The organism is Streptomyces rimosus subsp. rimosus, from assembly GCF_000720725.1.
Lineage (GTDB): Bacteria > Actinomycetota > Actinomycetes > Streptomycetales > Streptomycetaceae > Streptomyces > Streptomyces rimosus_A.
The window spans coordinates 40,638-67,519 of record NZ_JOCQ01000003.1; the positions used below are offsets into that span (position 1 = coordinate 40,638).

Below are 26,882 nucleotides of genomic sequence, written 5' to 3' on the forward strand. Positions count from 1 at the left end.
TTCCTCGATCCGTTCGCCGAGGTCGGCGGCCTGGGCGGCGGTGCGGAAGTCCGGGTGGGTGAGCTGGGCGCGGGCGGACGCGAGGCGTTCGAGGACGCCGGCGCCGCGCCAGTCGCGGGGGACATCGAAGACCGGCTCCAGCGCCTCGCAGGCTCCGTCGAGCTCACGGCGCAGGAGGCGGGCGCGGGCCAGGTCGGTGGCGGCTTGGGAGGAGATGAGCAGCGGGCGGGGGCCGTCGGTGCGCTCGTCGAGCAGGTGCAGGGCGGGTGGCGTTGCTCATGGCGAGGCGTTCGGGGGTGAAGCCGAATTCGCCGCCGATGTCGTCGTGCAGCTCGTCGCGGTCCGTGTGGTGGATGTCGAGGGAGGCTTGTGTGGCGCGGACGGCTTGTTCGCGGTCGCCGAGGTGGGCGTGGGTGCGGGCTTCGATGACGGCGAGGCGGGAGCGGGCGGTGGCGCCGAGGCCGCCGAAGTCTTGGGCGGTGCGTACGAGGTTGAGGGCGGCGGCGGGGCGTCCGCTCCAGTAGGCGAGGAAGGCAAGGGCGCCGTGGGCGTACGCCTGGAGCGGGCCGTGCTCGATGATCTGGCCGTAGAGGGCAGCCGTGCGGGAGTGCTGGACTGCGGGTTGCAGAGCACCGAGGTCGAAGCAGACGGCGGAGAGCATGGCGGCGGCCTGGCCGGCGGTGAGGTAGAGGTGTTCGCGCTGGCGGGGCACTTGTGTGCGGTCGAGTTTGTCCTGGGCGTCGAGCAGGAGTTCCTTGGCCTTGCGGTGGACCTCGGGCGGGGAAGTGCTGTTATAAGTCCGGGCGAGGTCGAGGATGGCGTCGTGGAGCCGGTCGAGGGATATGTCCGGCACGGTGAGGGAGGCGGCGTCCTCCGCGTGGGCGGCAGCGTCACGAGCGGTCATGTCGAGTTCGCTCTCTTCGATCGTGGATACGGCCAGGGGCTGACAGGATGCTTCGGGCGCCGGTTGGAATAAGGCCCGCGCCGGGTGCCCGTACATGTGCTCCAAGACCAGCGGCGCGGGATGTTGCGGCAGGGTCTGCACCTTTCCCGATGTCCAGCGCCGGAAGGTGATTTCGGAGACGGTGGCCGTAGCGATTCTGCGGTCCCGTCGTACGGCTGCGACTTCCCGCGCTGCCTGCTGATAGTCATGCGCGAACATCTCGTAGGTCTGGTGAGCCTCGTCCACCAGGCGCTTGAGCAAGGTGGAAGCAGGTTGGGCGGCCACGCACACTCCTTTCGGCTCGACGGGGCACACAGCCAGCCGTCGTCCACGTCACTTTTCCCTACTGCCCTGCGGACGCAACACGTTGGCGCCTGGTGATACCCAGGTGACAGCGCCGTGCGTCGAGTGGGCTTCGGTGATCGCAGAAGTGATACCCCCGTGAAATGGCGGTGTTGACGCCTAGGCGGGACTCTGGCTACCCGCTCGGCTCGCCATCACCGCAGGTGGTACCCGTGCAGCCGCGGCTGCAGGCACTCACGGCAGCAACGGCTTCAGCGCGCGGAGCGGGCCCCGCGGCACCTCAACACCTGCCGCCCCCTGTAGTCGCACCGCGTACGCGTTGAAGGCCCCCGGGTTTTCGGCGCTCTGCACGATGCAGCCAACGAAAGGCATTGACGATGTCTCCCGTTCCGGCGTGTCGCTCCCCCGCTGTTGCTCCTCGAAGACCGCCTCAGCTCCCACCGCTAAGCCGCTTCTCACCTCGTCGGGCAACACTGCCCGACCGCACCATGGAGCGCAGTTGATGCCCCCTACGTGCTCAACGACACCGAAGCCCACGCCCGATGGGCGGGTGATGAGCGACGAGATACACCTTGCGTTCACCCGCTCGCATCCCCCCTGGGGCGTCGACGAGTTACGGCGCGCTGCTGCCTGCCTGAAGGCCGGGCGCGGCGCCGACATCATCGCCGCCGCGGCCCTGGCGTCCGATGCGGTGTTGATGAAGGACGCGCCGCTGCTGGAGGGCGCCGAGGTACACCGCCGCATCGCCGGGCTGAAGAAGCACCTCCAGGACGTGACAGCCCTTCTGAGTGACCAGGCCGCTGAAGACTCTTCACATGTGCTGCGGCTGCTGCTCGCCCGTGCACGGCACGTCCAGCAGGAGACGCCGCCCAGCCCGCTGGGCCCGACGCTTCACATGGTGCACCTGGCGGAAGTGCTCCAGCAGCAGGTGCGCTACCTGCGGGCGGGGCCCGACGCCTTGAACCGCTGCCCGGCCCCGCCGCCTGCTGCCGTCACCGCACGCCTGCCCCGGCACCGCACCGGGCCGGTCAACCCCCGGCCACCGGCCCCGGCCACCACCCGCCACCGGCGTGCAGGGTGTGCGCGCCGTGCCGCCGGGGTGTTGCGGCGGCACCCGGGCGCGGCTGTGCTGACGGCCGTGGTGTGCCTGCCGTCCCTGTACGGCCTCGGCGAGCTGGTCACCGTCCTGCGCGCCTGACCGGCCGTCCTGATGCCGCCCCTTCGCCGGGCCCCGTGGTCCATGCCTGCCCCCCGGCGAAGGGGCCCGCCCCTTCCCGCTCACTCGCCTCGAAAGAAGCCATGACCTCCCACTCCCCCGTGCCACCGTGGCCGGCGCGCCGCCCGGGCCCGGCCCCGCAGTACCTCGGGCGGGTGCGTATAGAGCGCACTCCCGCCGGGACGATCACCGTGCCGCTCTACGCCAGCGCGCCTCTGCCGTCCGCCGCCCCTGAGCCCCATCACGCTCCGGGGGGCGCGGCATGAGCGGCATCGAAGTGAACGTCCATGACGAGACCGGCCGGGCGCGCAGGCTGGCCCAGCAGGTCCGGCAGGTGCTGGCCGAGGCGGCACCGAGGCTGGAGGAGATCACCGGCCTGGCCACGCCCACGGTCACCTTCCGGCTGGTGACACCCCGCGTCTGGCGGATGGAGGTGGTGGCCTACGTCGAGCGCGGCATACAGCAGGCGTTCGCCGGCTCCGAGGTCTACGAGCGCGAGCGGGCGGAAGCCGCGCACAAGGTGGACGCCTGGCGCAGGAAGTTGGCGTTGACGTGGCCGCTGCAGGAGGGCATGACGCTGACCGGTCCGGACGGTCGGCCGCAGACGCTGATCGCGCCGCGGGCCCTGCACCACACCGGGGTCCGGCGCGACCGCACCGCCCTGCTCCGGCTTCTGGTGCACGAGTGCGTTCACCACGGGCAGGTCTTCGCCAGCCAGGGCGCGGTCGTACCGCCCCGCCTGTCGGTACGCCGCTACGCCTACGACGACCGGGCGGTGCCCGTCCTGTTCGAGGGGCACGCCGAATGGGCCGAACGCCATTACACGAGCTAGGTGTTCGGCGTCCTCCCGTCCGCGGCCCGGTTGCACCGCTCGTGGCGCTACCGGCTGCATCAGCAGCTCTGTCGCGAGCAGGACCGCCGCGCACAGCAGCACACCCAAGCCGCGACGGAACCGCCTGGACCGCCCCTGGACCCGCGCGTCGACGGGGCCCGGTTCGTTGCCGCGGCCGTGGCCGGTGTCGGTGACGTCGCGCGGTTCAACAAGGTCTGGCACGACCTGAGCCTGGTGCCGACCGACGAAGAGATCCACCAGCCCGAGGCGTGGCTGCGCCGCGTCGGCCTGTGAGCCAGCGCGCCCCCAGCCCCGTACTCCTCCATGGACACAAGAGAACGAGCCCGCCATGACCATCCCCGTAACCGCACCAGCCACCGGCGTCCCCTGGCCGCCGGGCCTCGTCCCGTACGTCAGCCGCTGGAGCGCCGAGCACGAACTCCCTGCTCCCGTCGTCCCCGCCCGGGGCGGGGGCGGGATCGCCTTCGCGGACGAGCAGCTGCACGACCGGGACCGGCGCGGTGTGCTCTGGGTCCGGCGCCAGGCCAACCAGGGCGCCGGGAGCCCGCTGTTTGCCAAGGTGCACTCGGTGCGGCAGCGGTACGCGATGCTGCGTCTGCGCTGTCAGGTGTGCCGCCAGCCAGCCGACCGCAATGAGCAGGGCCTCTTGTGGCTGCTGGAAGACGGCCGCGCGGACCGGCCGGACTGGCCGGAAGGCGAGCTGACCGTCCACCCGCCCGTCTGCCGCGGCGGCTGTGTGGAGAAGGTCACCGAGCGGTGCCCGCATCTGCGGGACAACTGGGTCACCGTGCGCGTGCGCGAACCGCTCCTCGACGGCATCCTCGGGCGGCTCTACCGCCCCGGACGGCCGCTGCCCGTCCCGGTCGCGAAGGTGACCCGGCTCTACGAGTCCCCGGATGTGCGCTGGGTGCTGGCTTCCCAGCTCGTGGCCACCCTGACCGGCTGCACCGTCGAATCGGCCTGGGCACCACAGCCCTCCCCCACCACCGCCAAGCCCCCGGGGCCCGCCCCCTCACGCACCAGTGCCGGACACGCTCGAAGGAGAAGCCGATGACAACCCCCAACCCGGCGCACGTGACCCCGCGGGAGAAGCAACTGCTCATCCTGGTTGCACAGGGCAAGAAGAACAGGGAGATCGCCGAGGCACTGTTCCTGGCCCCGACGAGCGTGCGCACCTACCTGGTCTCCCTGCGCCGCAAACTCGGCGTCAACGGTCACCGCGCGGCCCTGGCCCGCATCGCCTTCCGCGACCGGCACCTGGACCCCGGCATGCCTCGGGGCCAAGCTCCCACGCTGGACGGCGGTGAGAAGCGTCTGCTGCGGACCGTGGCCGACGGCCTGACGCTGACCGAGATCGCCGAGCAGACCGGCCAGTCCTCCGACCAGGTCAAAGTCCGAATGGCGCAGCTGTTCAGCAAGCTGGGAGCCGAGGACCGCATCGACGCGATGCGCATCTGCGAGCAGCACCGCCTCCTCGACGAGACCGCGGCCGGCTCTGGCCCGGCCGATCCTGCCCGCACCGGCCGGGCGGCCTGAAAACGTCCGCTCGGTGCGCCGGAGCGATCAGACCCTGCGCACCGAGCGGCATCCACCCCATACCTCCATCCACGCCGCGAGGAATCCCATGAGCGAGCACAACACCAGCGAGCCGGACGACCAGGACCCGCCGGAGGGGGAGGGCTGCATCGGCTGCGGCACCAGCGAGGGCCGCTGCATGGACCCCAGCCGGCACGGCCTGATGTAGCGGCCGTCAACGCGTCGTGAAAGGACTGCGCATGTGCCAGCACCAGCCGCCCTGCCCGACGGCCGACGCCCCCGACCGGGACGCCGTCCACCTGATCGCATCCCACCCGGAACAGGGCTGGAGCCTGTTGTGCAACGGCGTCCTGCATTTCGAGGACACCGGAGTCCTGCTGCCCGACGGCCAGGTCATCCGCCCGTGCCGGCCCGGCCGTCATGAAGTGGCAGGCAGCGCGGCGTGACCTACCGCCTCAACCCCCAATCGCGGCTGCTGAAGGGCACGACCTGGGAACCGTGCGAGGCTCCCGCGACCGCGCTGCGGGCCCCGCACACCATGTACGTCTCCCCCGCCATCAAGGGCGTCTTCGCAGGCATCCACCGCATCGACACCTGGTTCGGCGCCCGCCTGCTGCGGGCACTCACCATGCACCTGATCGTCTCCGGCACCTGGACGCACTCCGTCGAGCGCGGGCTGTACTGCGTACGCGACCGCAGCAACAACCGCGGCCTGTGCCACCAGATGGTGGTGGGGGCCACCGGGCTGCACGCCTACGAGTACCGCACCAGCCACCCGGCGGCGTCCTGCCACCTCCAGGCGAACCCGCCGCCGCAAGGAGCACGGTTGTGGCTCCCGCCGGTACGCGGAGCCCTGCCCCCGGCCGGCAGCATCGTTCCCTGGCGCTACCTACTGTCGTTCAGTTCATCGCTTCCGGTCAGGATGAGCGAAGACGTGGTGTGGGGCTACGCCCGGCACCTGAACAGCGGCGGCATTCTCCCGCCGCTCGCCGATGCCTACGTGGCCGCGGCGCAGCGCGCGAGCGCCGTTGCCGAGCTGGCCCCCAGCCGTCCGGGCCGCTACGAGGTCAGTGACGATGACGGTCTTGCGTGGCAAGTGCTGGTCGACCGCCGTATCCACGAGAAACCTCTCGTCAGGGGCCTCCTGCCCACGGTGGGGCGGTTCGATAAGCCCGTTCGGCGCATGCGGAGCCCAGGCATCTCCTTCCAAGTGCCCATCGCTGAGCGCCCGTCTCTCCGCGGACGCCCTGGGCGCAGCGAACACGCTGATGCGTCCAGTGCCAGGTGTGAATGGTGAAGGTCCCACATGCGTAGGACGCGGGGTCTTCACTGCGCCTCTTGGAAAGTGCGGTTCCAGTTGTTCAACGGCGAGTAGGCCGGTGTGCGGCTTCCCATAGTCGGCGGGCCGCTACGGGCGAGTTCCAGACTTCTCATACCACTGGCGCCCCTGTGCTGTCTGGGCTACGAGCAGCCCAAAGCGGCTCAGTTGACGCACGGTAAACAGGCGCTTGAAGCGGAAGTTGTTATTCAAGTGAAGCATGATGCTCGTGGGACGCACAGGATGCTCGGACTCCCTGGGACTGACGCATTCAAACCCTGCTTTGAGAGACGTCTAGAACACTGAACATCGGGCCGTTAATCGCACGGACGATCGACTTCGTGTTGGTAGCTTCCTCCTCGTCGCCTCAAGAGGGGCGACATGATGAGAAGGGGGAACAAATGACCATTGTTCGCCGTATGGCTAGCGTTGGGCTGTCGACCGTTGCCATGGTGGGGGCCATGGCGGCCTTCGGGCCGTCGGCTCAGGCCGCACCTGCCATCACCGCCGGCACCTCCTGCGTCAACACCGGCAGTGGCAGCCTGTGTCTGTCCGCCGACCCGAAGGGTTACGACATCAGCTACCACAAGACGCGTGGTGGCAAGGCGCATGCGGACTTCAACCTGGTTTGTGACAACGGGCGTTGGTTTGGTGACGAGGGGTCGTTCTACATCTCTGCGGGGCAGGTGAGGACCTACGTCTTCTCCGTGGGCAGCCAGGGCGCCTGCCGTGGCAAGCTGATCGACAAGAACAGCGGGGGCACCTGGATGACCGGCAAGGTCAGCCGGTAACCAAGCCAATACCTGGGCGCATCAGCGTCCCAGCACCAACGCGGGGCCGGAGCAGGGTTTTCCCTCTCCGGCCCCGCCGGTGTTTCCGCCCGCCGGCCGGGCGCCCCTCTACCGCTGGAACAGATTGCGCCCCACGTCCGCGGGCACCTGTTCACGGACCGGAGTGCTGCCGGGGCCGGGACGGCTCATGCCCGGAATAGGTACGGGGCTCACGCGGCGCAGCAGCACCACCCCGTCCCGGCGCCACACATCCTGGTACCCATGGGCCAGCAGCAGACTGATCCGGTCGCGCTGTTCGGTCACTGTGGCGAAGGGAAAGGCACGTTTCTTCTCCCGCATCAGGACCCAGTCGGCTCCGCGCGGGGTCGCATCGACGATGACGACGTCGGTGCGGGCCGTCAGACGCGGGGCGATGGTGTTGTCCGCCTCGACGGTGGCTCCGACGGGGATGCGACCGGCCGCCTGGGCCAGGGCGCGTTTGTCTGCCGGGGGCTGCCAGGAGCCCGGGTACACCAGGATGCCCAAGCCGAGGAAGACCGCGGCCGCCGAGCTCAGCATGAGGCCGGCGATCGCCCATCGCCCCGGAAGCCGGGGGCACCGGGCAGCCGGTTGCCTCACTCGGCGTCGATGCAGCCGCGCCACGGCTTCCAGGGCGGCGGTGAGCAGAATCGGCCACAGGAAAGCATCGTAATGGTTGATCACGGGCCAGTGGTTGGGGTTGTCGGACAGCACCCGTTCCGCCAGCAACGGCAGCGCGAGAAGCATGGTGGGCGAGCCCAGCGGCAGCAGCGCCAGAGTGCCCAACACCCATGCGAGCATGGCCACCTTGATGGCCGGGATACAGGCGACCTGAAGTAGCACCCATGGTTCGGTGAGGATGTGCAGCAAGGCGCTGCCCGGGTCTGCTCCCAGGCGGCCGTAGGACCAGTAGTAGCCGGCTGGGCTGCCCATCGCCGGCAGGAACCAGGTGATCACGGCAGCGGAGACCAGTGGGCCGGCCACCATCACCGCTACGCCTAGGGCCCGTCCGGTGCGGTGGCCCGAGCGGTGTGCGCGTACCGCCAGGACGAGCCCGAAGATCCCGGCCACCAGTCCCATGTCTTCTTTGACCGTGCACAGCAGAGCCGCCCACAGCGCCGCGGCGCCGTAGCGGCGGGCCAGGCCCCGCTCGATCATCAGCAGGGTGATCGGCACGGCGAAGGCCACCTCGTGGAAGCCGGCGTACGAGGCGTTCAGCAGCGGCCAGCCCAGCGCATACACCAGCCCCGCCCCATCGGCCGCTCGCCGCGTGACGGACGGAGCGGCGTCTGCGAAGCAGTACCGGGCGATCCTGCGCACCACGGGCACCCCGGCGGCGAACAGGATTGCCTGGGCGAGGATGAGCATCCGCGGGTCGTCCCACACCCAGTACAGCGGCGCCAGCAGCGCGAGCACAGGAGAGAAGTGATCACCCAGGAGGGAGAAGTCCGGCGGGAACTCGTGATGCACGTTCTTGATCGGCGACCTAGGCAGCTCAAAATGGGCATACGACCGTATCGCCTGATCGAAGATCCCGAGATCGAAGCCCGTCACCCGCAGCGCCGTCCAGGACTGCCACCCCAAACCGCAGCACACGAGAAAACACAACAGCGCCAGCACCCAGCCCCGCCCTGCGCCACCGCGCCACGGCGCAGGGGCCGACGAGCACGGCCGCTCAAGGTCGCCAACCGAGACAGCAGCCTGCCCAGCCGGGCGCTGACGTGGTAAGTAGACGGCGCCCTGGCCCGGTATTCGGTCCCGTCGCAGAATCATGGCGACGACGCTACTTCGCCCGGCCACGCCGCGTCCCGAAACTTGATCCACACGCCCTTGCACCGACCTACCCAGGCCAACTCTGAGGCGCAGCGGACAGGCTGATGTCTCCAGCGCCAGGCGTGAACGGCGAAGGCCCCGCGTCCGTGGGACGCGGGGCCTTCGCTACACCTCTTGGAAAGGGTGCCTTCACCCTAACAGTGGCTACCGACAGTCCGGCCCCGGCGTTCGACCACACGACGCTTAAGCGTATTCTGCTACCCCTGGTGCGGGACGGGAGAGGAGACCGTTGTGGCGAAGCCGCTGCTGTTTGGCCGTAAGGAAATCGCGCGGGTGTACAACATCGCACCGACAGCGGTCAGTGACCGATGGGTGCCGGCCGGGATCTTGTCGTACGAGGATGCGGCGATCGTCTCCGGCAAGCCGTTCTGGCCGGGCGGGCTCGTCATTGACGTTGCGCTGCCGCCCGGCGGCAAGGGACGCCAGTTGGATGAGGGTCTGCTGAAGAAGGTGCTGGAGGAACAGCAGGCGACCTCACGCCCCAAGAGGAAGGGCGAGCTGCCTCCCCTGGTCGGCACGCAAGAGTATGGAGAGCTGTTCGGGGTCGGCGAGGTGGCCGCCGCCCAGGCGGCGACTCGGAACACGGGGATGCTGCCGCCGGCGGACTATGTACTGTCGGGCTCCCGCGTGTGGCTCCTGGACACGGTGCTCGATGCCGCCGAGGTGACGATGCAGAAGTCCCGGAAGTCCACATGGCAGCTCCAACAGGAGGTCGCGGAGGCGTTGCGGGCGGGCCGGTACGACGGGCCGGGTTCGTTCATCGCGAAGCGCGGTGCGGCCGCGAAGAAGGCGCAGCAGGAGCAGTAAGGCAGGGCAGTTAGCGGTAATGACCAGGTGGTTATCGCCGCCATTTCCGTAGTTGACCCCCACTCCAAACATAGTAGAATTTACCTACCGAAGGAGGGGTGTGTAGATCAGGGCCGCCCCATGCCGCAAAATAGGCTGCAACATTTGAACGGAGGGGGAGGATCATGGTTCCCGAACAGCTGGAACTACCCGTTGCGCCTTTGCGGCACCCCGAGACGCCCGGAAGCGCGAGCATCCAGGACCGTTTTGAGTCGTTTCACCAGCTCAACCCGTGGATCCTGGACCAGCTGGAGGCGCTGACCTCCGACTGCGTCAATCAAGGAATCAAGCGCGTGGGCATCGGGATGCTGTTCGAGGTCCTGCGCTGGCAGTACGGCAGGGCGACTCGCGGTGAGCCGTGGAAGCTGAACAACGACTACCGGTCCAGGTACGTGTGCAAGCTCATCGACCTGCACCCCGAGTGGTCACCCCTGTTCGAGCTTCGAGGCCTTCGCTCGGCCTAAAAATAGGCCGCTGTATTTTATGACCTCTTGGACTGGAGCTACCGCATGACCACCCCCACCGTCCCGAAACTGCGCACCCGCAAACCGACAGGCGCCATCCCCTGGCCGAAGATCCTGCTCGAAGGTGAAGAGAAGGCAGGCAAGAGCTACCTGGCCGCCTCCTTCACCGGCTGCGACCGCACCGGCCAGGCGTACTGGCTGGAACTCGGCGAGGACACCGCCGACGAGTACGCCGCCATACCAGGGGCCGACTACCTGCTGATCGAGCACAACGGCACCTACCGCGACATCCTCGGCCAGATCGAGGCCGTGCACGCCGAAGCCAAGCGCGCCGCCTCCGCAGGCGAGCCCCCCGTCGTGCTGGTGATCGACTCGGTGTCCCTGCTGTGGCGGATGCTTGTGAACTGGACGCAGGACCGCGGCCGGCGCAGCAAGACCGGGCAGAAGAAGCTGCGCTTCGACCCGGACGCGGAGATCAAGCCGGGCATGAACCCGTGGAACGACGCCACCGAACGGTGGAACCGGGTGATGTACCTGGTTCGCACCATGCCCGGCATCGTGCTCCTCCTGGCGCGCGGTAAGGACGTACAGGCCATCGACGGCGCTGGGGAACCCATCCCGAACACGAAGACGTGGCGCGTCGAGGGGCAGAAGTCGCTGGCGTTCGACGCCACCGTGTGGGTGCGGCTGCTGCGCGGGGATGATCACGCCTACGTGGTCGGCGCCCGCTCCCTGAAATTCCAGGTCCCCCGCGAGGGCAAACCCAAGGCGGTACCGCAGTTCTCGGTCGAGTCGCTGGTCTTCGACCTCATGGGCTGCGGGCCCCACTCGGCGCCGCGCCAGGCCCCGCAGTTGACCGGTGACCTGGCTCTGCCGTGGATCGCGAAGGTTCAGGAGACGGCTGAGAAGAACGGCATTCCGGGACTCCAGGAGCTGTGGAAGAAGGTCGGGGCGGACAAGTCCCTGAGCCGGGATGAGATCAACGTGGTGCGTCACGCGATCACCCAGCAGGTAGCAGCGTTGAAGAACCCGCCGAAGATCCAGGACCCGACGAGCGATGCGGCCAAACTGCGCGCCGCTGCCCTCGCGGAGCAGGACGAGCAGGGCGAACCGGAGCCGGATCCGTTCGATGAGGACCCGTACGCCCCCGCCGCCTGATCACCCCTGCCTCATTCACGCCGGGCCCGTCACTACGGGCGGGCCCGGCGTGCCCTCTTGGAGAAACGCGTGACTGCAACACTGACCGAGCCCGCCCCGGTGTCGATCTGGGATGCCGCTACCGCCGTCGACGCCCGGCGCCCCCGGTCACAGCAACGACAACTCGGCGCGTCCGACACCGTGTGCCAGCGCCGGGCCGGATACGTCGTGCACCAGGTGCCGCCCACGGACACGCCGGACAAGAAGGCCGCGATCCTCGGCACCTATATCCACACCGGACTACTGGAGTCCGCCCGCACCGAATACGGCTGGCTGGTGGAACGCGCCGTCGCCGACGACCGGATCCGCGGGCACATCGACGTCGTACAGCTGGATGCCGCGACGGCCGCTCGCCTGCCGAAGCGGCACCGGCCACGCCAGCCGGCCGAGGTGCTGACAGTGGAGGACGTGAAGACAAAGTCCAGCCGCGTGTGGGACCGGGTCGTGCGGTACGGGCCGACGGCTGCCGAGGTGCGGCAGGTCCTGCTGTACGCCGACCTGCTGCGCACGGTCGAGTTCGCTGATGTGCCGGGGCAGCGATACCTGCACCGGGTGGGGCCTGTGGACGTGCAGCGGATCCGTTTTCGCTTCGTGTGCCGGGATACCGGCGAAGAGCACATCGACGAGTTCGACTTTGACCCGTGGCTGGCGGACGAGGCCCGGTGGTGGGTGGACCGGGTGTTGGAAGCGGACACCCCCGAGGAGCTGTCTCGTGATCACGATGGACCGGGTTTGCCGACGAAGACGCTATGCGACTACTGCCCGTGGGCGTCGGCGTGCTGGCCCGGGGCGGCTCCGGGCAGCCCAGCGCAAACGATCCTGGTGCACGACGACGAAGACCGCACCGCTGCTCTGGCGGAGTACGCGCGCCACCGTGAGCGGGAGAGCGCGTCGAGGAAGCGCAAGCAAGCGCTTCGGGCGATGCTCGACGACTCACCCGAGGGCTGTTATGGGGACAACACGCTGAGCTGGGGCGGCGGTAACCCGAAGGAGGAACCCGACGTTCAGGCGTTGGTCGACACGTTCGAGAACGCCGGACTGACGGTTCCCATGGTTCCGGATGTGAACGGCATGGTGGCTATAGCCCGTCGTGCCGGCGTGGCGGTGCCGATGCGTAACGCGGCGGGGCAGAAGACGCCCCGCACCATCAACGTCACGCGTTCCTGCAAGCGCCCCTGACGCTCCCTTGAGCGGCCCCGCGCGCACGGCGCGGGGTCCGCCTCCCTTTTTGGTCTTTTCGAGCCCTGTGCTGCCTTGGAGGCATGTTCCGTGACCATTCTGCGCCGCCACCTGACTTCCGGGTTCACGGTGATGCCCAACTCGGCCGTGAACGATGAGCGGCTGAGTTTTCGGGCGCGGGGCATCCTGACGTGGCTCATCTCGAAGCCGGACAACTGGGAAGTACGGATCACGGCGATCGCGGCCGCGGGGAAAGAGGGCCGGGAGGCTGTGGCGGAGGCGGTGCGGGAGCTGAAGAGGCTCGGCTACTACCGCGTGGTGACCGACCGGGGTCCGGGTGGGCGGCTCTCGCGGTTCACCGAGGTGTACGACACGGCGCAGGACTGGGTAGCCGAGGAGTATGAACGGCTGGAGGCTCGCCGGTTGTCCAGAAAGCTGTCCAAGAAGCTGGGCTCTGACGCTGCGGAGAGTTCTTCGGGGACCGAAGACGGGTTTCCGGGGGTCGGTTCACCGGGGGTCGGTTCACCGGAGTCGGGTGGACCGGGGATTCTAGGTAGTAACCACAACCAACACCTTCAGAAAGAGATCCCCCCTACCCCCGCGGCTGTCGCCGCAGGGGAGCCATTGCCCGCTGGCGACGAAGAGCCAGTGCCTGCGGGGAAGGGGGCGCCGGGTCGGGCGTGTGCTGCTCATCCGGATGTTCCAGGGCGTTCGTGTCGAGGCTGCGGGACAAGTCCGCGTGCGCAGCGTGAGGCGGAGAAACGGGCAGAGAGGGAGCGGGTCAAACGGGCTGAGCGAGCGGTGAACGAGAGCACGTTGGCGGAGGTTCGGCGCCGGCCGGGTGGGGACGGCTTGTCGGAGGTGGCTCGGCGTCGGATCGAAGAGATGCGCGGGGCGCGACAGCAGGTGATGGACTCGGGCTCTGGTGTGGGGGTGACATCGACCAAGAAATAGGCCGTCGTTTATGATTCAGATTGGACTGCTAGCCACCTGCTTAATCACCCCAGAGAGCCGAGTGATCACTCGCAGGCCACCCGGGCAATAACTAGCCCCCGCGGTAGGCCCAGCGCACACCGCAGGGACATAGGCAACGACCCGCACATTCAATCGTGGCTTAATAGGCCGCTGCATTAGCTTAGGGACGGTATGACGAACGCCTCCGTTCCCGCACCGGACGCCTCACGAGAGTGGGCCGGACTGAAGGCAGGGGACTCCACAGCGGAGCTGACGGACGAAGACCGACGGATGGCCGTGCACGGGTTCTTCACCCCGGCCGAGCTGTTGGAGTTCGTCGATCTCGCCGACGCCAGCGCGCGCGTCGCGTGGGCGGCGCACCACTTCGGGCGGCCCACAGCTCCCCGCCGAATGCAGCGCGTGGAGGGCGAGCCTGACGCTGGGGCCTCAACCTGCTGGGGCCCCAGCTCGGGTGGGTTCACGTACGAGGTGCAGGCGCCTTCGGGCACTCGCACTGGCCGCCTGTCGTGGACGGAAGTGCACATTCAGGTCACCGAGCGGCTGACGCCCGTGCGCTACGGAGCCCTGCGCCAAGCAGTCGAGGTCGAGCAGGCCCACGCGGCCACGTATACGACATGCCCCCTTCCATACCGGACGGCCGAAGTGTGGAACGACCTTTTCTACCGCTCGTGGTCGCGTCGTTCGGCCGCTCTGTCTCTGCGTTCGACGGCGGCGTTGAACGCCATCGCGCCCGCCGCCGTGGCTCACCCGCCCCCCTTCTGACGTCGCGAGGAACATTCCGTGATCACCCCTACCAAGCCGTCTACCTGGATCGACGCCGTGCCGTGCGCCGCCAAGGACGGCTACGTGCCCGTCGCTTCGCAGGTCGACTCACCCAGTGACCTCATCGCCGCAAGCACTCCGCTGATGCAGGACTGCGCGGACTCCTGCCCGTTCATCTCCCGGTGCTACGAGCGGGTACGCCCGGAAGCCGGCCGGTTCGACGGCGTGTGCGCGGCTCGGGTGTGGATCAACGGGAGGGTGGTCGCGAAGGCCGAGGGCGCTCCGGCGCTGAGCAAGCTGCCTTCACGGGCGGGGAGTTGCGGCACCAGTGGAGGAGTGGCCGGTCACGGGCGAGTGGGGGAACCCTTGTGTGGGGAGTGCCGGGAGGTGGCGCTGCGCGCCCAGGTGCGCTCCGCCGGCCCGGCGAGCATTCGCAAGCGTTCGCGAGGCAAGAGGTCCGCCGCGGCAGCCTGATCGAAGCGCGCGGCGGATGGCGCGCGCACCCGGGCGGATCGCGCCACCAGGCTCCTGAACTGCTCGTTCGTAATTGACACCCCCACTGCCCATAGTAGAATTTAGTTAATACGGAGAGGGGATCCCCTGCTGAGTGAAAGGACTCTCGTGAACGCATCCACGCCCGACCCGCTGACCGTCTTGAAGACCGCCACCGACTACGGCCTCACCGAGCACCAGGCGGAAGCCGCGCTCCTGCTCGCGGCAAACTACCTGGTAGACACCTGGCAGTTGCACGCGGATGCGAGCGGTCAGGACCGTACCGACGGATCAGCCATGGAGCGGTGGGCGCAGCAGTTCACTTCCTGCCACCGCCGCGCCGTACTTGAGGAGTCCATCGCCGTCGTCCTCGCCGCCGACACCGAGCCTTCCCCGGCGCTCCGATGCCCGTTCACCTCCCCCCGGCGGCCGCGCGCCATGCGCACCAGCCGGTCCCCGCGTGCACATCCGCTGACCCTCACTGACGCGTTACGGCCCGCTCGACCGGGGCGGGCCGCGTCGCCGGAGCTCTGCCGATCCGCACCGACGGTAAAGGCACGTAGCCGTCCTTCGGTTGGGCCTCTTGCTGACACCCCACCGCCGGCCGCACCCGCAGTCAGCGGTACCCCTCCCCCTAGAAAGACTTCACACCCCTGATGCTGCCTAGACGCCTGCCGCTGCTGGCGGTCGCCGACGTGATCAGCAGTCTCGACCTGAACTCGCAGCAGATCCGCCGCGCCACCAACGCCATGGAGCACATTGTGCAGCGAGCCTTCGCGCGGCGTGCCGGAGCCAAGCGCCACCTGAACTACGAAGAATTCGCCGACACGGTGCCCGAATGCCACTGGAGCCTGGTGTTCGAAGTCTGCGCGCTCATTCACCTCGAACGCTTCGCGGAGGCGTACGCGCTGACCAGTGCAGCGCGAGCCCTTCACCTATCCCCCGCACCGACCGCCGACCCGCCCGTCGAGCGCGAATCCACCGCAATGACGAGGAGCTACACGTGACCGACAACGCTTCCCTGCACCGAACCCTGATAACCACCTCCCGGTTCCTGGCCGACTTCTCCCATCCCGGACCACACCTTGCGCTCGCCAATCACCGCGCACTGCTGCACTTGTGGGGGCAGCTCTCTCCCAGCCGTCGATGCCGGTTGCTACTGGTCGCCGCGTGGGCGGCCCGCGACACTCAGGCCGTGCGAGGTACGTTCCACGAGGATCGCTTCGCCCACGAACTGATCGGCGCCACACGCAAATGGCTGGCCGCCAATCAGGACGGCTCATTGGATCAGTTCTGCCACGGCATACACCATGCCTACCTTGCCTGTACCTGGCTGACCAGTGAAGACAACAACGCGCTCTCCCTCCTGGTTTTCCTGTCCCTGGCCGTACTGCTGTCCTTGGGCGGCGACGGGAGGCAGCCGTGAACCCCGGCGATCCTGTCTGGCTGCGTCACACCGACGGCCGCCACATCCTCGACGCCGAGGGCCTGCCGGTCACCTTCGAGATAACGGCCGTCGACGCCATCGCCGACAACACCTGGTATCGGCTGACCACCGACCACCCGACCGCCCACGAAATCTTCAGTGGCAGGTACACCCGACACCGCATCACTCCGGGTTCGAGGTGCGGCGTGGGTTCCAAGAGCACCCACAGGGGCCGCAGACTGTGGTCAAGGGTCGACTTCCAGCGCGGTGATTTCGCGAAGTACCGCGGGACTTGGTACGAGGTATTGCGAGTCAACAACGCGTCGGTGACGATCCCACACCTCCATCTGCACGTCAGCGGTGGCGTGGTGCGCACCGGGGATGTCCGGCCCGGCTGGACATGGACGGCGCCGTACGACGGCCTCGCCGGCCGCATGTCTGCGGAGGAGATGCAGCAGCGGCAGGCCACTATGGAGGCTCCCTCTAATGACACAGCGTAGTTGACCCACCCCTTAAGCATAGTAGAAATTACTTAACGGGCGGACCACCCCAAGGAGACTCCCGGCCGTGCAGCTCGCCATACACCCCAGCACCACCCAGCAGAAAGACCGCGCCCTCAACTTCTACCTGGTGGGCCTCCCTCCCACCCCCGCAACTTGATCTCGGCCGTAGTCGCCTTCGCCCGCATTGACGAACTCGGCTGGGCCCCCCGCTCCGGCTACCCCGGCTCCGACGTCCAGTGGCCCGTTCGCTGCATGGTCTGCGGCTGGCAGGGCCAACGCTTCTACAGCCACCTGCGGCGCGCCAAGCCCCTCAAGCGCCACCAGAAGTGCGCACCCGTGTCCGACCACGCCCGAGCCCTCAACGCCCTGAACTCGAACGCGACGAGCACCTGCCCCTGCCGAACCCCTCACGCCACCAGAGAAGAAGACGTGGCTCGTCTGATCAAAATCGCCGACCAGGCACGACGCGAGTCCGACACCCGCCGCCTCCTGGCCGCCCTCAAGCACCTCCTCGGACCCTGCCCCGCCACGGCTTCGCGCGCCGCAGCCGCCCAGGCGTACGCCACCGCAGCCCAGAAATGACCGAAAACGAAAGACAGCACATGCCCACCCCTGCTCCGTACAAGCCCGGCGACCGCGTCTGCGCGGCGTACGACGCCCATGACGGCCCCGCCATCGTCTACAACCGGTTCGTGATCGAGGTCGGCCCCCGCGAGGAGTACGGCCACCGCGTATGGATCGACATGCCGGAGGACGCTGTCGGCGGAGCCGTCGGCGCCTATCACTCCAGCATCGCCAACTTCACCCTGATGGACATCCCCCTGCACCTCCAAGCCCCGCCGCAGATCGTCGCCAACACCCACTGGCACGCCGATCACGCCGCCCCCGGCTCCACCCGCCCGACCTGGCCACGCGGGCGTCACCACGCCCGCGTGGATGTCCCGCTCACCGACAACGAGCGGGAGAAGCACGCGGCGTTCGCCGCCCTCTACTCCGAGCACTGGATACGGCACGACCCCGCCGGCTTCGGCCTGTGGCTGTCACGCATGGTCTCCGAAGCATGGGGAGAGGACCGGTGAAGCCCCCGTTCCAACATGCACAGCCGTTCCACGGCTTGTGGTGCGTCGTCTTCCACGACCCCACCCGCGACAGCGGCACTTCGTCATACCTGCTGTCCTCCCGTACGACCAGCACCGAAGCTGCCGCCACGGCCACCGCACGCAGGCGGCACCAAACAGCAACCGCAGGAACAGCCGGGCAGTACCGGATGCCGATGGTGATCTGCGAGGTGACCTTCAAACCCAGCGCCTCGTGCCGGAGGTGTGCCGTGGCCTGGGCGGCCCGTGCGGACGCTCAGGTTGCCGAGCCGTCGGAGCTGCGGCTGCTGATCGAGGAGTGCGAAGCGAAAGTGGTCGGATTCAGCAATTCCGTAGCTGACGTGATCGATTCTGCCAGCCCCGGAGGCACCTGGGACGTGGAGCCCTACCGAGATCCGTACGGCCGGGTGCACTGGGCGGACGTTCGAGCCGACATCGGCAAGGCGGCGATGAGCACGCTGCGGCAGACACCCTTCGGGCTGCTCTGGCTCGACCAGGCCTGATTCAGCGAAGCAGCCTGTCACGCTCCACCGCAGCCACAGCAGAAACCTCCTTATGTGGATGGCTCTCCTGCGGCGACCGCCCCATGGCGGGCGGTCGCTCAGCAGGGAAACGCCATGCCCCCGTTCGGCCATCTATGCAGTTTCAGTGACAGGCGCATCTACAAGTTCGCGCAGTTTGTCGCGGGTTTCGGCGTCCGTGGAATAGATGACAGTGCCGACGATGCCGCGGGTGAGAAGCACCTTGTACGTGTTGAGGATCAGTTGCCGTACATCAGACTGCGGCACGCGTTTCAACGCAGGGTCGGCCGATGCCGCGTGATCAACGAGCCATGCACCATTTCGCCACAACAGGTCCGGCCCAATGATCACACCGCTCCAGTCGTACTCGAAGCCCTGTGCGTTATAGATGCAGCCGACCTGACCGAAGCCGGACGGGTCGGTGGCCCAAAGCGCGGCGGGCGGGGCTCCCATGACGGCTCGTTCACCCTTGGCGCTCCAAGGGCGGGACCAGTCGCCGATAACGATGTCCCCGGGCAGGGGCTCTCTCGGATTGGCGTACGACCATGGCCAGCACAAACCTGCTGTCATGCGCGCGCTGTAGCCATAGGACCGTCGCTGGTCGAGAAATGCTTCCAGTTCCTGGGGGGTGTTGGCTATTTTGAGCTCCATTAGACCGTCAGGGTTCCAACCCGCCGGTCCATCCCTGGATGGTTCGAGCAGTTGCTCCACCCAACGCAGATACGCCTCACTGCCACGGCTTCGAAAGTTGCCGTTGAGGCAGATAACCCGACACTCGACACCTTTTTTCTTGGCCGCAGTTCGGATCAGATCGACCGTTCCCAGCTCACCAGGACGTATGACTTGGAGCTCGTCGAGCAAGAAGACGGGAACCCGTGCAGCGTCGATCAGCTCCTCGACCTGCGGCCTTCCGGTTCGATGAGAAGTCGGGGTATACCGATTATTGGAGCTTTCACGGATGCGGTGTGCTTCATCGCAGATCAATACATCGAGGCTGTTCCGGTCAGCTGTGATGAAGCTGTTGAAGTACTTAAAGAGCTTCTGCACTTCGCGGCTGCGTGAACCGACCATCTTTCGCATGGCTGTAGTGAAAGCAGCCGACCCTGTGGCGTGCAGCACAGAGAGGCCGCGCCGGTGAAACTCACCGAGCAGGGCCAGCGCGATAGCACTCTTGCCAGACCCCGGGCCGCCAGCGACAACCACTACCTCCTTGTGGGGCGATTGCTGCGCCCTTCGGACAGCGTGTAGCACTTCCTCATATGCGACGCGCTGCTCATCAAGGAGTACAAACTGTTGCTGCTCACGGACCTCATCAGCGGCCACCGCCATAAGAGGCTTCGAAGGGATAATTTCCCCGGCGAGTAGCTCGTCGGATGCCGCTGCGCCGACCTCCGGGGCTAGGTGCTCCTTCAAGAAAACCATAACGTCTCTGCGACGCTCAGCACTGAACAGCCGCCCGTGCGCGCTCTGCCCCGCGTCGTACAATCCAGCAACGTCAGATTCGGCCGCATTGTACAGATAGGCTACCCCCGTGATCCGTTCCGGGTGCCCAACGAGAGCCCCGTTATGGGACACCAAGTAATCGCAGTAGCGGCGCACTTGCTCGATCGGGTTGAGCATAGGTCGACCGCTGGGTCCGGTCCGGCACAGCAGCGGTTTCCCCTCCACCGCCTCTGCACTTTTCCACTGCTTCAACTCGATGACGACGTACGAGGGGTTCCCACTATCCGGGTGCACACCAGCAAGTATTACGTCGACCCACTTAGAAGTAAGTGGCAGGTGGTACTCCATCATCACATCGATTTGCTCAAGGCCGGCATCCAGTAGTACGGCAGATAGCGCCGATATACTCTCCCCCCAAAAGCGCACCTCGGATGCACTGGGAGCGCAGCCGTGTTCCCGGACGAATCGCTCTCGCAACTGAGATGGCAGCGAGCCTTCATGCGCCAGCGCGGCGACTTCGTGTGCCGATCCACGGAACAGCAAGGATTGCCCCCAGGTTGCGTACAGGGTCTCGGGTGTCCACTCTATCTCCGCAGACGCTCCCCCTGCGTGCCGGAGCGCGTGCATACGGATCGCGCTCCGACAGGCGAAGAGACTGGCAGGCCAGCTATTTCCGCCGCCACCACGACGTCAGGAGGTGACGGTAGATCCTGGCGAGTTCTCGAATAATTTCGGGGCGGTCGGCGGAGCGGCTACCCCGAATGGCCGCTCTAACGATCAAGCATGCCGTGACGCAGATGGCCACGCAGCAAGTGACCAGCGTAAGGGCGGTCATGGAAGCAGCAATGAACAGAGGGTCGGAGAGCAAGGCAGTCCTTTCGGCGCTGCGCCGAACCGTGATCAAGCGCGCAGTCTCGGCTCGTTGCAGCCCATCGGTGTTCAGTCTGAGTATTTAGACCGTTTGGTCGGAACTGGCCGACGGTGCCGTGGAGACTGCCGTGTCCCGGCATGCTGCGCAGTGCGGCGCGGAAACGACTATCACTGCTGAGTGACAGCTACCCGTGTGGGAAGGCATGGAGAAGCTCCGTTGGCTGTTGAGGACGTGTCTGCCATAGCAGAAGTCCGGTGTTTGCCAGATGAGGCGGGACTATACAGGAGAACGCCCCGTGAAGAGAGTCGAGTTGGCCCGCCCAGCCGGTACTCGTCGGCGACCTCGCCCAGCCCCACGTCTCGAAGGTCGACACCTATGCCCGCTTGAACCTGCAGCCACACCGGGCCAGTTCGAACCCGTCAAGCAGGGTCACGCCGAAGCCGTGCCTCTCGAGGTAGTAGCTCCCTAGACGCAGTTCACGCCCTGCAGCACGCTACAGGGCGGCTAACTCGTGCCCTCAATAGTGCAGTTGACCTCGCCCATAGGGGTAGTAGAATTTATCTATGTGGTTGAGGGGGAAACCTTCAACTCTGGCCCGCCCCGCGCCCGCGGGGCGGGCCGCCGCATTTTCACCACCCCGACGGATTCGGACCCTCATGACGCAGCAACTCGACCTTTTCGCCGACCTCCAGCCGGCCCCCATGCCTCCGCAGCCCAAGACCCCGGTGACCTTCGCTGCGAAGCCCAGCCGCAGCACCACTGCGCCTTCGCCCGCGCCGCGGCCAGCCAAGAAGCAGCCCAGCACACCGGCACGCCCGCGCACCATCAGCGTCCGCCCCGCGAGTGCCCCCCATGCGCAGGCCATGCAGATCGGCGAAGCCGTCGCCGGAGCCTGGCATCGGCAGCACGGCGGCAACCACGTAAACGTGCCGATCGGCATCGTGGCCGCCCTCAGCCTGATCGGCCAAAAGGACCCAAACGGGCCCGACCTCGCGACGCAGATCCTCAGCCTGAACGACACGAACCTGATCGGCATGTACCGCGAGATCTGGTCTACCCACTGGTTTCAGCGCCCCGACCTCATCGACCGGGCCCGCATCCTCCACGAGTGGCTGAACGATACGGACGTCGACAAGAACCGCATATCCGCCGTCCGCGCCGTCACGGAAGCAGCCCTGAAGAACGGCCTGCTCACCCTGACCGGGTACGCCGACCCCTACCTGCGCTCCATGACCGACGTACTCTCGCCCGTGATGATTCTGCTGCGTAGCCGTGGCGCTCAGCAGGGGCTCGGCGAGTTCCACACCCCGGCTTCCGTCGCGGAAACCATGGCTGAGATCATGGGCTTCAACACTCTCGACATCATGATGACCACCACCGAGGCTGGCCAACCGCAACCGGGCCAGCACATTCACGACCCGGCCGGCGGCAGCGGTGGCCTGCTGCGCGCCGCAGCGCAGAACCTGCGCGAGAAGCACCTGGACCCCGCCGATTTCCAGTGGTCGATGTGCGATATCGACGAGATCGCTGCCGCCTGCGCCGCCGTCAACGCCATCATCTGGGGCCTCGGTCCCCGCGTCACCGTGGCCTGCGCCGACATCCTGACCAACCCCAGGGCAATCGAGGACGCTGTCGAGCACGCTCGCGCCGTGATCGAACACCGCAACTCCGTCTTGGGCAAGGCGAAGGTCATTGCGGCCATCCAGCGGCCCCAGCAGCTCCTGAACCAGGCCGTGGAGCGCGCGGCGTGAATGTGATCAGTTATGGCGGAGGGGTGCAGAGCACTGCGCTCATGGGCTTGGCTGCCCGTCACGAGATCCCGTACCACACCCTGCTGTTCGCGAACGTGGGTGATGACAGCGAGGATCCGGCGACGCTGGAGTACGTACGGCACGTGGCGAGACCGTACGCAGCAGCCAACGGCCTTGCCCTGCACGTCCTGCATCGCACGCTACGGGCCGGCGGGACGGAGACGCTGTGGGGGCGGATGATGCGGAAGGGCTCTCGCGCACTGCCCATACCCGTCCGGATGCCCAACGGGGCTCCTGGCACGCGGGGTTGCACGCGAGATTTCAAAATCTGGGTCACTGGCAGGTGGCTCAAGGCGAATGGCGCGACACCCGGCAACCCGGCGACGGTCGCCGTTGGCATCTCCCTCGATGAGATCGCCCGGGCGGCCAACCGGCGGGTCGAGCCGTACGAGCGGCTGGTCTACCCGCTGCTCGATCTCAAGCTCCGCCGGGTCGACTGCCAGCAGATCATCTCGGAGGCGGGCCTGCCGGTACCGCCGAAGAGCGCCTGCTGGTTCTGCCCGCTGAAGTCACTGGGGGGCTGGAAGGAGATGCGTCGCGACCGTCCGGGGCTGTTCCTGCGTGCCTGCTGCCTTGAGGAGTCGCTAAACGAGACGCGGCAGTGGGGCGGCAAAGGCGACGCGGTGTTCCTGACCCGTACCGGCCGGCCGTTGCTCGAAGCGGTCGAGGCAGCGCAGGAGGAGCTGCCCTTCGATGTGGGCTGCGACTCCGGCTGGTGCATGACCTGACATGGCTCTGACCTGCGTATCCGCAGTTGACCCACCCCCTAGACGTAGTAGAATTTAGTTAACAGGTTGAGGGAAAACCACACCCCCACACCTCTTGGAGACACCCACCGTGACCACCGCAACCGCCCAGAACCCCACCACCGACGCCGACCAGGACACCGCCGCCGACACCATCGAGGCTGCCCCCTTCGACATCTCCCTCATCGACCTCTACCTCCTGGCCGACCTGATCATCGAAAAGCTCGGCGACGGCTGGCACAAGGCCGACGACTCCATCGACCCCGAAACCATCCACTTCGCCCACCAGGACGGCCGCACGTTCGGCATCCGCCGCCTGTGGAACGGTTCCGCCGCCCAGACGTTCGCACTCGGCCCCGAGAAGACCGGCCCCCACTACAACGCCGCCTGCCACTTCACTACCGCCGAAGCGCCCCTCGACACCCTCCACCTGCGCCTCTTCCCCGTCTTCAAAGGCCACCGTGCGAAGCTTCGCTACGACGGCACCCGCATCCCTGTCACCACCGCCGACGAGCCCGCGCCGCAGCAGCCCGCCCAGCCGGAGGCACCCGCCGCGCCGACCGGCGAGCCGACCGCGAGGAAGACCACCGTGAAGAAGTCGCCCGCACGGAAGGCCGCGCCAACCAAGCCCGCGCCCAAGGCCGCCGCTAAGAAGCCCTCCCCGGCCGGCACAGGGAAGCCCGCCGCGAAGCGTCCGGCGAAGAAGGCCGCCACAGCTGCACGCCCCAAGGCCGCCGCGGCACAGCCCAAGCGCACGGCCCTGATCGCCTCCGTGGAAGAGGTCGGCGTGCAGAGCCTTCTCCTTCTGCGACCGCAGACCGGGGACAACGAAGGCAAGCTCGGCATCATCTTCGGGCAGCGTCGCTGCAAGGCAGCGATCATCGCCGCCGACAAGGCCCGCCTACATGCTCGTTCCTGCCCTGATCCGCGACGACCTTCGCGGCGTCGACGACGAGGCCCTGACCCTGTCGGTCATCGAGAACAAGCACCGCCGGGACGCGCACGCCCGCGACTACGTCGAAGCCGCCCGGCAACTGTCCTTGATGCCGCTGCCTCAAGCGGTCAAGGAGCGACATGCGCGCGCGCTCGGCCTGTCCGCCGCCGAGCTCACCGCCGCCGACAAGGCGTCGAAGCTGGACGACAAGAATCTCAGCGCCGCGGTCGCTTACGACTTTGACCTGGTAGAGCTGGCCGATTTCCAGGAAGTCGCGCACATCAACAACGCCCGCAGTCGTCTCGAAGCGGCAAAGATCCGGGACCGCAACGACGGCGCGGGCACGCGCGGCCACTGGGCCCACGCACTCCAGTGCCTCAAGGACGAGGCGGCCGAGAAGGCCAAGCGCGTCCAGCTCAAGCAGGACCTCGCCGTCGCCGGCGTCACGCTAGTGGACTGGGACTGGCGGTGGCACGAGACTCCCATGCGCCCCCTCAAGGACTTGGTCACCCCCCTCGGAACGGCCATCACCGCCCACCAGCACGCCCGGTGCCCCGGACACGCCACCACCCTCAACCCGTTCAAGCCCACGGTGACTTGGTTGTGCACTGACTGGCGAGCCTGCCAGCACAAGCTGAGCCGCGAAGCGTCCGAGTCGGCGGCACCGGACGCCGCGGAAATGGCGGAAAAGCGACGCAGAACCATCCGCTATAACGCGGCCTGGCGCCAAGCGTGTTCCGTACGGCAGGAGTTCATCGCGAATCTCTGCACCCGGCCCGGCGACGCGACCGACGAAGTCTGGAAGTTCACCCTCAGCGCCATCACCGGCACCTCCGCCATGTACTCCCAGTACATCGCACGCCACCGCACCGACCTCATCTCGGCCTTCCTGAAGATCAAAGACCCCAATCACGACAGCGAGCCGTGGCGGCGAGTCGAAGACCCCTTTGGGTCGCTCATCGCCCGTACCGGAGCGACCGGACGCTGGAGGCTGCTCTTCGCCCAGGTCGCCGCGGTGTACGAGCATCAGGCCATGTCCGATCAGGCGTGGCGGAACCCGATCAGCAAGGACACCACCAACTGGCTGGCCTTCCTCCAGCGTCAGAAGTACTCACTCAGCGACATCGAGGCCGAAGTGCTCGACACCGCACGCGAACGGTCATCCCGTTCCGCTGCCTGACCAACTCCAGCGCAGCGCATCACCACACCCCGCCCACTGCAGACCCCCCGACCCCACCCTCATCCATAGTAGAACCACACTAAGGGGGCGGGGGGTGCCGGGCCAGCCCGAAAGACCCATGCCTCAGCACCAGCGCACCCTCCTCGTCGGCGGCGCCACCGTAACCGTGCGAACCAGTAACCGCACCACCCTCGGCCTCGACGTCACGAAGGCGGGCGACATCGTCGTCCGCGGCCCTCACCACACCACCGACGCCGAAGCAGCCGCCCTTGTCGAACGCCGCCGACGGTGGATCTACCGGCAGCTCAACCACCTCGCCGAGATCTCCCCCCACGCCCCCGTACGGCACCTCGCCGACGGAGAGCAGTTCACCCTCCTCGGCCGCCGGTACCGATTCCGCATCGTCCCCGACGACGCACTGACCGCCCCCGTCACACGGCAGGAAGTCCCCGATTCGGGCACCGCCGTCCTCATGCGCCGCACCAGTCCATAAACCTGGACAAAGCGCGGCGAGAGCTCATCAATCTCCACGTCCAAACTGCACAGGAATGGCTGAAAATCTACGGCCCGCATATCACCCGATACACCAACACACCAGACATGACACTCACCGCGTCCCCCCGCCTCCGCACCACATGGGCCCGACACCACCCCGACCGCGGCCTCACCCTCCACTGGGCCACCGCCCAACTACCTGCCCCCCTTCTCCGCGAACTCCTCCACCGCACCCTCGACCTCCACACCGTCGCCGACACCCACCAGCTCGACCGTGAACTGCGCAACCTCTGGCTCGGCGACCTCACCCACCACCCGCTCCCACTCCCCCAGCCGGCCACGAACGCCACCTGCCCCGCCTGCTCCACACCCCCCGGCGCCCTGCACGCCAAGCACTGCGACATCGCCCGCTGCGCCCTCACCGGCCGCCAGCGCGACGACTGCCACCCTGCGAACGTCTGCAACACCGTCTGGACCGGCCACTACCCCGGCGTCGCCGAATGCACCGAATACGGCTTCTACTACCGCCACGGAGCCTACGGCTACGAACCCTGCAACGCCGACGACCCCGACGCCCACCACGACCTCAACCGCCTCTACGCCGAGTGCCACTGGGACGTTGCCGCCCAGCTCATGGTCATTCCCGGCTGAGCCCGCACGGCCCCACATCTGGACTCCTACATCCGCTCCGGGGTACTCACCCCAAATGAGGCCCCGTAACGGAAAGATCGCCGCATTCGCGGTCGCAGCCTGGATCCCCGTCACCTTGCTTCTGCGCTACGAAACAGCGTCGTCCTGGGGCCTCTCCGCCCTCCTGGGGGCCCTGACCACTCCACTCATCCTGTGGTTGACCTGGCTACGGAGACGCATGAACGAGCAAGCGAGGGAATGGGGCCGCCGCAGCTCCCGCGAGTGGCCCGAGAACAAACGATGACCACACAGGCCAGTCGCTGCGTTCATCACGACGAGCCATCACCTGAATCGCGGACTGCTCTCTGCACGCAGTTGCCCCTGTCTTGCCTCACTTCCTTACCGCTCTCCTCAACCGCCCTCCACACTCCTGACCTCGCCTCGTGTGGGGCGGATGGTCGGCAGCCGTAAGCTCGACTGGGCGCTGCAATGTGGGGCG

General features: G+C 67.4%; 29 protein-coding genes. 26 read left to right on the forward strand and 3 right to left on the reverse strand.

Annotated features, from left to right (window positions below; genetic code table 11):
- Window positions 1-163: 163 nt before the first annotated feature.
- Entirely contained in the window at window positions 164-1,228 is a 1,065-nt protein-coding gene (locus tag IH45_RS01000000143000; RefSeq protein ID WP_050514460.1) for a hypothetical protein, read from the reverse strand.
- Between the two features lie 571 nt (window positions 1,229-1,799).
- Here IH45_RS01000000143000 and IH45_RS0102085 point away from each other — a divergent pair.
- The 8 genes from IH45_RS0102085 to IH45_RS0102125 all read left to right on the forward strand — a co-directional run bounded on the left by IH45_RS0102085 (window position 1,800) and on the right by IH45_RS0102125 (window position 6,960).
- Complete coding sequence (locus IH45_RS0102085) at window positions 1,800-2,444, forward strand: hypothetical protein (protein ID WP_030660285.1); 645 nt, start codon at window positions 1,800-1,802, stop codon at window positions 2,442-2,444.
- A 280-nt stretch (window positions 2,445-2,724) separates the two neighbouring features.
- Window positions 2,725-3,294, forward strand: a complete 570-nt coding sequence (locus IH45_RS0102090; protein WP_030660288.1) for a hypothetical protein — start codon at window positions 2,725-2,727, stop codon at window positions 3,292-3,294.
- Window positions 3,295-3,588 carry a zinc-dependent metalloprotease gene (locus IH45_RS0102095; protein ID WP_030660291.1) on the forward strand — a complete coding sequence of 98 codons (294 nt, stop codon included), beginning with the start codon at window positions 3,295-3,297 and terminating at the stop codon, window positions 3,586-3,588. It begins immediately after the preceding gene.
- Window positions 3,589-3,643: 55 nt separating this feature from the next.
- Window positions 3,644-4,369 (forward strand): hypothetical protein, encoded by a 726-nt coding sequence (locus IH45_RS1000000149185; protein WP_050514461.1) that lies wholly within the window; start codon window positions 3,644-3,646, stop codon window positions 4,367-4,369.
- Window positions 4,366-4,851, forward strand: a complete 486-nt coding sequence (locus IH45_RS0102105) for a helix-turn-helix domain-containing protein (protein ID WP_030660295.1) — start codon at window positions 4,366-4,368, stop codon at window positions 4,849-4,851. Before IH45_RS1000000149185 ends, IH45_RS0102105 begins: the two co-directional genes overlap by 4 nt.
- A gap of 239 nt (window positions 4,852-5,090) precedes the next feature.
- Complete coding sequence (locus tag IH45_RS0102115; RefSeq protein ID WP_030660298.1) at window positions 5,091-5,297, forward strand: DUF5999 family protein; 207 nt, start codon at window positions 5,091-5,093, stop codon at window positions 5,295-5,297.
- Window positions 5,294-6,148 carry a hypothetical protein gene (locus IH45_RS0102120; protein ID WP_030660300.1) on the forward strand — a complete coding sequence of 285 codons (855 nt, stop codon included), beginning with the start codon at window positions 5,294-5,296 and terminating at the stop codon, window positions 6,146-6,148. Before IH45_RS0102115 ends, IH45_RS0102120 begins: the two co-directional genes overlap by 4 nt.
- A gap of 422 nt (window positions 6,149-6,570) precedes the next feature.
- A complete protein-coding gene (locus IH45_RS0102125; protein WP_030660302.1) occupies window positions 6,571-6,960 on the forward strand; it encodes a hypothetical protein in 390 nt (129 codons plus the stop codon).
- Between the two features lie 108 nt (window positions 6,961-7,068).
- Here the strand turns inward: IH45_RS0102125 and IH45_RS0102130 are convergent, their stop codons facing one another.
- Window positions 7,069-8,598, reverse strand: coding sequence for a DUF2079 domain-containing protein (locus IH45_RS0102130; protein ID WP_234440398.1), 1,530 nt, complete (start codon window positions 8,596-8,598; stop codon window positions 7,069-7,071).
- A gap of 444 nt (window positions 8,599-9,042) precedes the next feature.
- Here IH45_RS0102130 and IH45_RS0102135 point away from each other — a divergent pair, with 444 nt between their 5' ends.
- The 13 genes from IH45_RS0102135 to IH45_RS1000000148505 all read left to right on the forward strand — a co-directional run bounded on the left by IH45_RS0102135 (window position 9,043) and on the right by IH45_RS1000000148505 (window position 18,255).
- Window positions 9,043-9,618, forward strand: a complete 576-nt coding sequence (locus IH45_RS0102135) for a hypothetical protein (protein WP_030660308.1) — start codon at window positions 9,043-9,045, stop codon at window positions 9,616-9,618.
- A 164-nt stretch (window positions 9,619-9,782) separates the two neighbouring features.
- A complete protein-coding gene (locus tag IH45_RS01000000143005) occupies window positions 9,783-10,121 on the forward strand; it encodes a hypothetical protein (protein WP_032916643.1) in 339 nt (112 codons plus the stop codon).
- A 45-nt stretch (window positions 10,122-10,166) separates the two neighbouring features.
- Window positions 10,167-11,279 carry an AAA family ATPase gene (locus IH45_RS0102145; RefSeq protein ID WP_050514462.1) on the forward strand — a complete coding sequence of 371 codons (1,113 nt, stop codon included), beginning with the start codon at window positions 10,167-10,169 and terminating at the stop codon, window positions 11,277-11,279.
- 69 nt (window positions 11,280-11,348) lie between these two features.
- A complete protein-coding gene (locus IH45_RS0102150; RefSeq protein ID WP_234440399.1) occupies window positions 11,349-12,497 on the forward strand; it encodes a PD-(D/E)XK nuclease family protein in 1,149 nt (382 codons plus the stop codon).
- A 90-nt stretch (window positions 12,498-12,587) separates the two neighbouring features.
- Complete coding sequence (locus IH45_RS1000000148500) at window positions 12,588-13,451, forward strand: hypothetical protein (RefSeq protein ID WP_158812863.1); 864 nt, start codon at window positions 12,588-12,590, stop codon at window positions 13,449-13,451.
- A 192-nt stretch (window positions 13,452-13,643) separates the two neighbouring features.
- On the forward strand, window positions 13,644-14,234 hold the full coding sequence (locus IH45_RS0102155) for a hypothetical protein (protein WP_158812865.1): 591 nt from the start codon (window positions 13,644-13,646) through the stop codon (window positions 14,232-14,234).
- An 18-nt stretch (window positions 14,235-14,252) separates the two neighbouring features.
- Window positions 14,253-14,708 (forward strand): hypothetical protein, encoded by a 456-nt coding sequence (locus tag IH45_RS01000000143010; RefSeq protein WP_032916644.1) that lies wholly within the window; start codon window positions 14,253-14,255, stop codon window positions 14,706-14,708.
- 674 nt (window positions 14,709-15,382) lie between these two features.
- Complete coding sequence (locus IH45_RS0102165) at window positions 15,383-15,733, forward strand: hypothetical protein (protein ID WP_030660319.1); 351 nt, start codon at window positions 15,383-15,385, stop codon at window positions 15,731-15,733.
- Window positions 15,730-16,152: a hypothetical protein gene (locus tag IH45_RS0102170; RefSeq protein WP_030660322.1), complete on the forward strand. Its 423-nt coding sequence runs from the start codon at window positions 15,730-15,732 to the stop codon at window positions 16,150-16,152. Before IH45_RS0102165 ends, IH45_RS0102170 begins: the two co-directional genes overlap by 4 nt.
- Complete coding sequence (locus tag IH45_RS0102175) at window positions 16,149-16,652, forward strand: hypothetical protein (RefSeq protein ID WP_030660324.1); 504 nt, start codon at window positions 16,149-16,151, stop codon at window positions 16,650-16,652. The genes IH45_RS0102170 and IH45_RS0102175 overlap by 4 nt, the downstream gene beginning before the upstream one ends.
- 156 nt (window positions 16,653-16,808) lie before the next feature.
- Window positions 16,809-17,237 (forward strand): hypothetical protein, encoded by a 429-nt coding sequence (locus IH45_RS0102185; RefSeq protein WP_030660327.1) that lies wholly within the window; start codon window positions 16,809-16,811, stop codon window positions 17,235-17,237.
- Window positions 17,238-17,257: 20 nt separating this feature from the next.
- Window positions 17,258-17,734, forward strand: coding sequence for a hypothetical protein (locus tag IH45_RS0102190; RefSeq protein WP_030660333.1), 477 nt, complete (start codon window positions 17,258-17,260; stop codon window positions 17,732-17,734).
- Window positions 17,731-18,255, forward strand: a complete 525-nt coding sequence (locus IH45_RS1000000148505; RefSeq protein ID WP_158812867.1) for a hypothetical protein — start codon at window positions 17,731-17,733, stop codon at window positions 18,253-18,255. The genes IH45_RS0102190 and IH45_RS1000000148505 overlap by 4 nt, the downstream gene beginning before the upstream one ends.
- A gap of 132 nt (window positions 18,256-18,387) precedes the next feature.
- Here IH45_RS1000000148505 and IH45_RS0102200 read toward each other — a convergent pair whose 3' ends face one another.
- The gene (locus IH45_RS0102200; protein WP_030660340.1) at window positions 18,388-20,259 is read right to left on the reverse strand and encodes a DUF2075 domain-containing protein; all 1,872 of its coding nucleotides are present in this window, start codon (window positions 20,257-20,259) and stop codon (window positions 18,388-18,390) included.
- Between the two features lie 984 nt (window positions 20,260-21,243).
- On the opposite strand from IH45_RS0102200, the gene IH45_RS0102205 reads away from it, so the two are divergent.
- The 5 genes from IH45_RS0102205 (at window position 21,244) to IH45_RS1000000148510 (ending at window position 26,404) form a co-directional block, all read left to right on the forward strand.
- Entirely contained in the window at window positions 21,244-22,338 is a 1,095-nt protein-coding gene (locus IH45_RS0102205) for an N-6 DNA methylase (protein ID WP_030660343.1), read from the forward strand.
- A complete protein-coding gene (locus IH45_RS0102210; RefSeq protein WP_030660346.1) occupies window positions 22,335-23,126 on the forward strand; it encodes a phosphoadenosine phosphosulfate reductase in 792 nt (263 codons plus the stop codon). The genes IH45_RS0102205 and IH45_RS0102210 overlap by 4 nt, the downstream gene beginning before the upstream one ends.
- A gap of 923 nt (window positions 23,127-24,049) precedes the next feature.
- Window positions 24,050-25,258, forward strand: a complete 1,209-nt coding sequence (locus tag IH45_RS01000000143015) for a hypothetical protein (protein ID WP_050514464.1) — start codon at window positions 24,050-24,052, stop codon at window positions 25,256-25,258.
- Between the two features lie 118 nt (window positions 25,259-25,376).
- Window positions 25,377-25,751 carry a YgjP-like metallopeptidase domain-containing protein gene (locus tag IH45_RS0102220; protein WP_030660349.1) on the forward strand — a complete coding sequence of 125 codons (375 nt, stop codon included), beginning with the start codon at window positions 25,377-25,379 and terminating at the stop codon, window positions 25,749-25,751.
- Window positions 25,752-25,858: 107 nt separating this feature from the next.
- The gene (locus tag IH45_RS1000000148510; protein ID WP_032916646.1) at window positions 25,859-26,404 is read left to right on the forward strand and encodes a hypothetical protein; all 546 of its coding nucleotides are present in this window, start codon (window positions 25,859-25,861) and stop codon (window positions 26,402-26,404) included.
- Window positions 26,405-26,882 lie beyond the last annotated feature (478 nt).

Excerpts from the sequence above, each read along its gene's own strand:
- IH45_RS0102205 (WP_030660343.1), top strand. The coding sequence starts at position 21,244 with ATGACGCAGCAACTCGACCTTTTCGCCGACCTCCAGCCGGCCCCCATG.
- IH45_RS0102085 (WP_030660285.1), top strand. The coding sequence starts at position 1,800 with ATGAGCGACGAGATACACCTTGCGTTCACCCGCTCGCATCCCCCCTGG.
- IH45_RS0102145 (WP_050514462.1), top strand. The coding sequence starts at position 10,167 with ATGACCACCCCCACCGTCCCGAAACTGCGCACCCGCAAACCGACAGGC.
- IH45_RS0102155 (WP_158812865.1), top strand. The coding sequence starts at position 13,644 with ATGACGAACGCCTCCGTTCCCGCACCGGACGCCTCACGAGAGTGGGCC.
- IH45_RS0102165 (WP_030660319.1), top strand. The coding sequence starts at position 15,383 with ATGCTGCCTAGACGCCTGCCGCTGCTGGCGGTCGCCGACGTGATCAGC.
- IH45_RS1000000149185 (WP_050514461.1), top strand. The coding sequence starts at position 3,644 with ATGACCATCCCCGTAACCGCACCAGCCACCGGCGTCCCCTGGCCGCCG.
- IH45_RS0102090 (WP_030660288.1), top strand. The coding sequence starts at position 2,725 with ATGAGCGGCATCGAAGTGAACGTCCATGACGAGACCGGCCGGGCGCGC.
- IH45_RS0102220 (WP_030660349.1), top strand. The coding sequence starts at position 25,377 with ATGCCTCAGCACCAGCGCACCCTCCTCGTCGGCGGCGCCACCGTAACC.
- IH45_RS01000000143015 (WP_050514464.1), top strand. The coding sequence starts at position 24,050 with ATGCTCGTTCCTGCCCTGATCCGCGACGACCTTCGCGGCGTCGACGAC.
- IH45_RS0102125 (WP_030660302.1), top strand. The coding sequence starts at position 6,571 with ATGACCATTGTTCGCCGTATGGCTAGCGTTGGGCTGTCGACCGTTGCC.
- IH45_RS01000000143005 (WP_032916643.1), top strand. The coding sequence starts at position 9,783 with ATGGTTCCCGAACAGCTGGAACTACCCGTTGCGCCTTTGCGGCACCCC.
- IH45_RS1000000148510 (WP_032916646.1), top strand. The coding sequence starts at position 25,859 with ATGACACTCACCGCGTCCCCCCGCCTCCGCACCACATGGGCCCGACAC.
- IH45_RS0102190 (WP_030660333.1), top strand. The coding sequence starts at position 17,258 with ATGCCCACCCCTGCTCCGTACAAGCCCGGCGACCGCGTCTGCGCGGCG.
- IH45_RS0102115 (WP_030660298.1), top strand. The coding sequence starts at position 5,091 with ATGTGCCAGCACCAGCCGCCCTGCCCGACGGCCGACGCCCCCGACCGG.
- IH45_RS0102105 (WP_030660295.1), top strand. The coding sequence starts at position 4,366 with ATGACAACCCCCAACCCGGCGCACGTGACCCCGCGGGAGAAGCAACTG.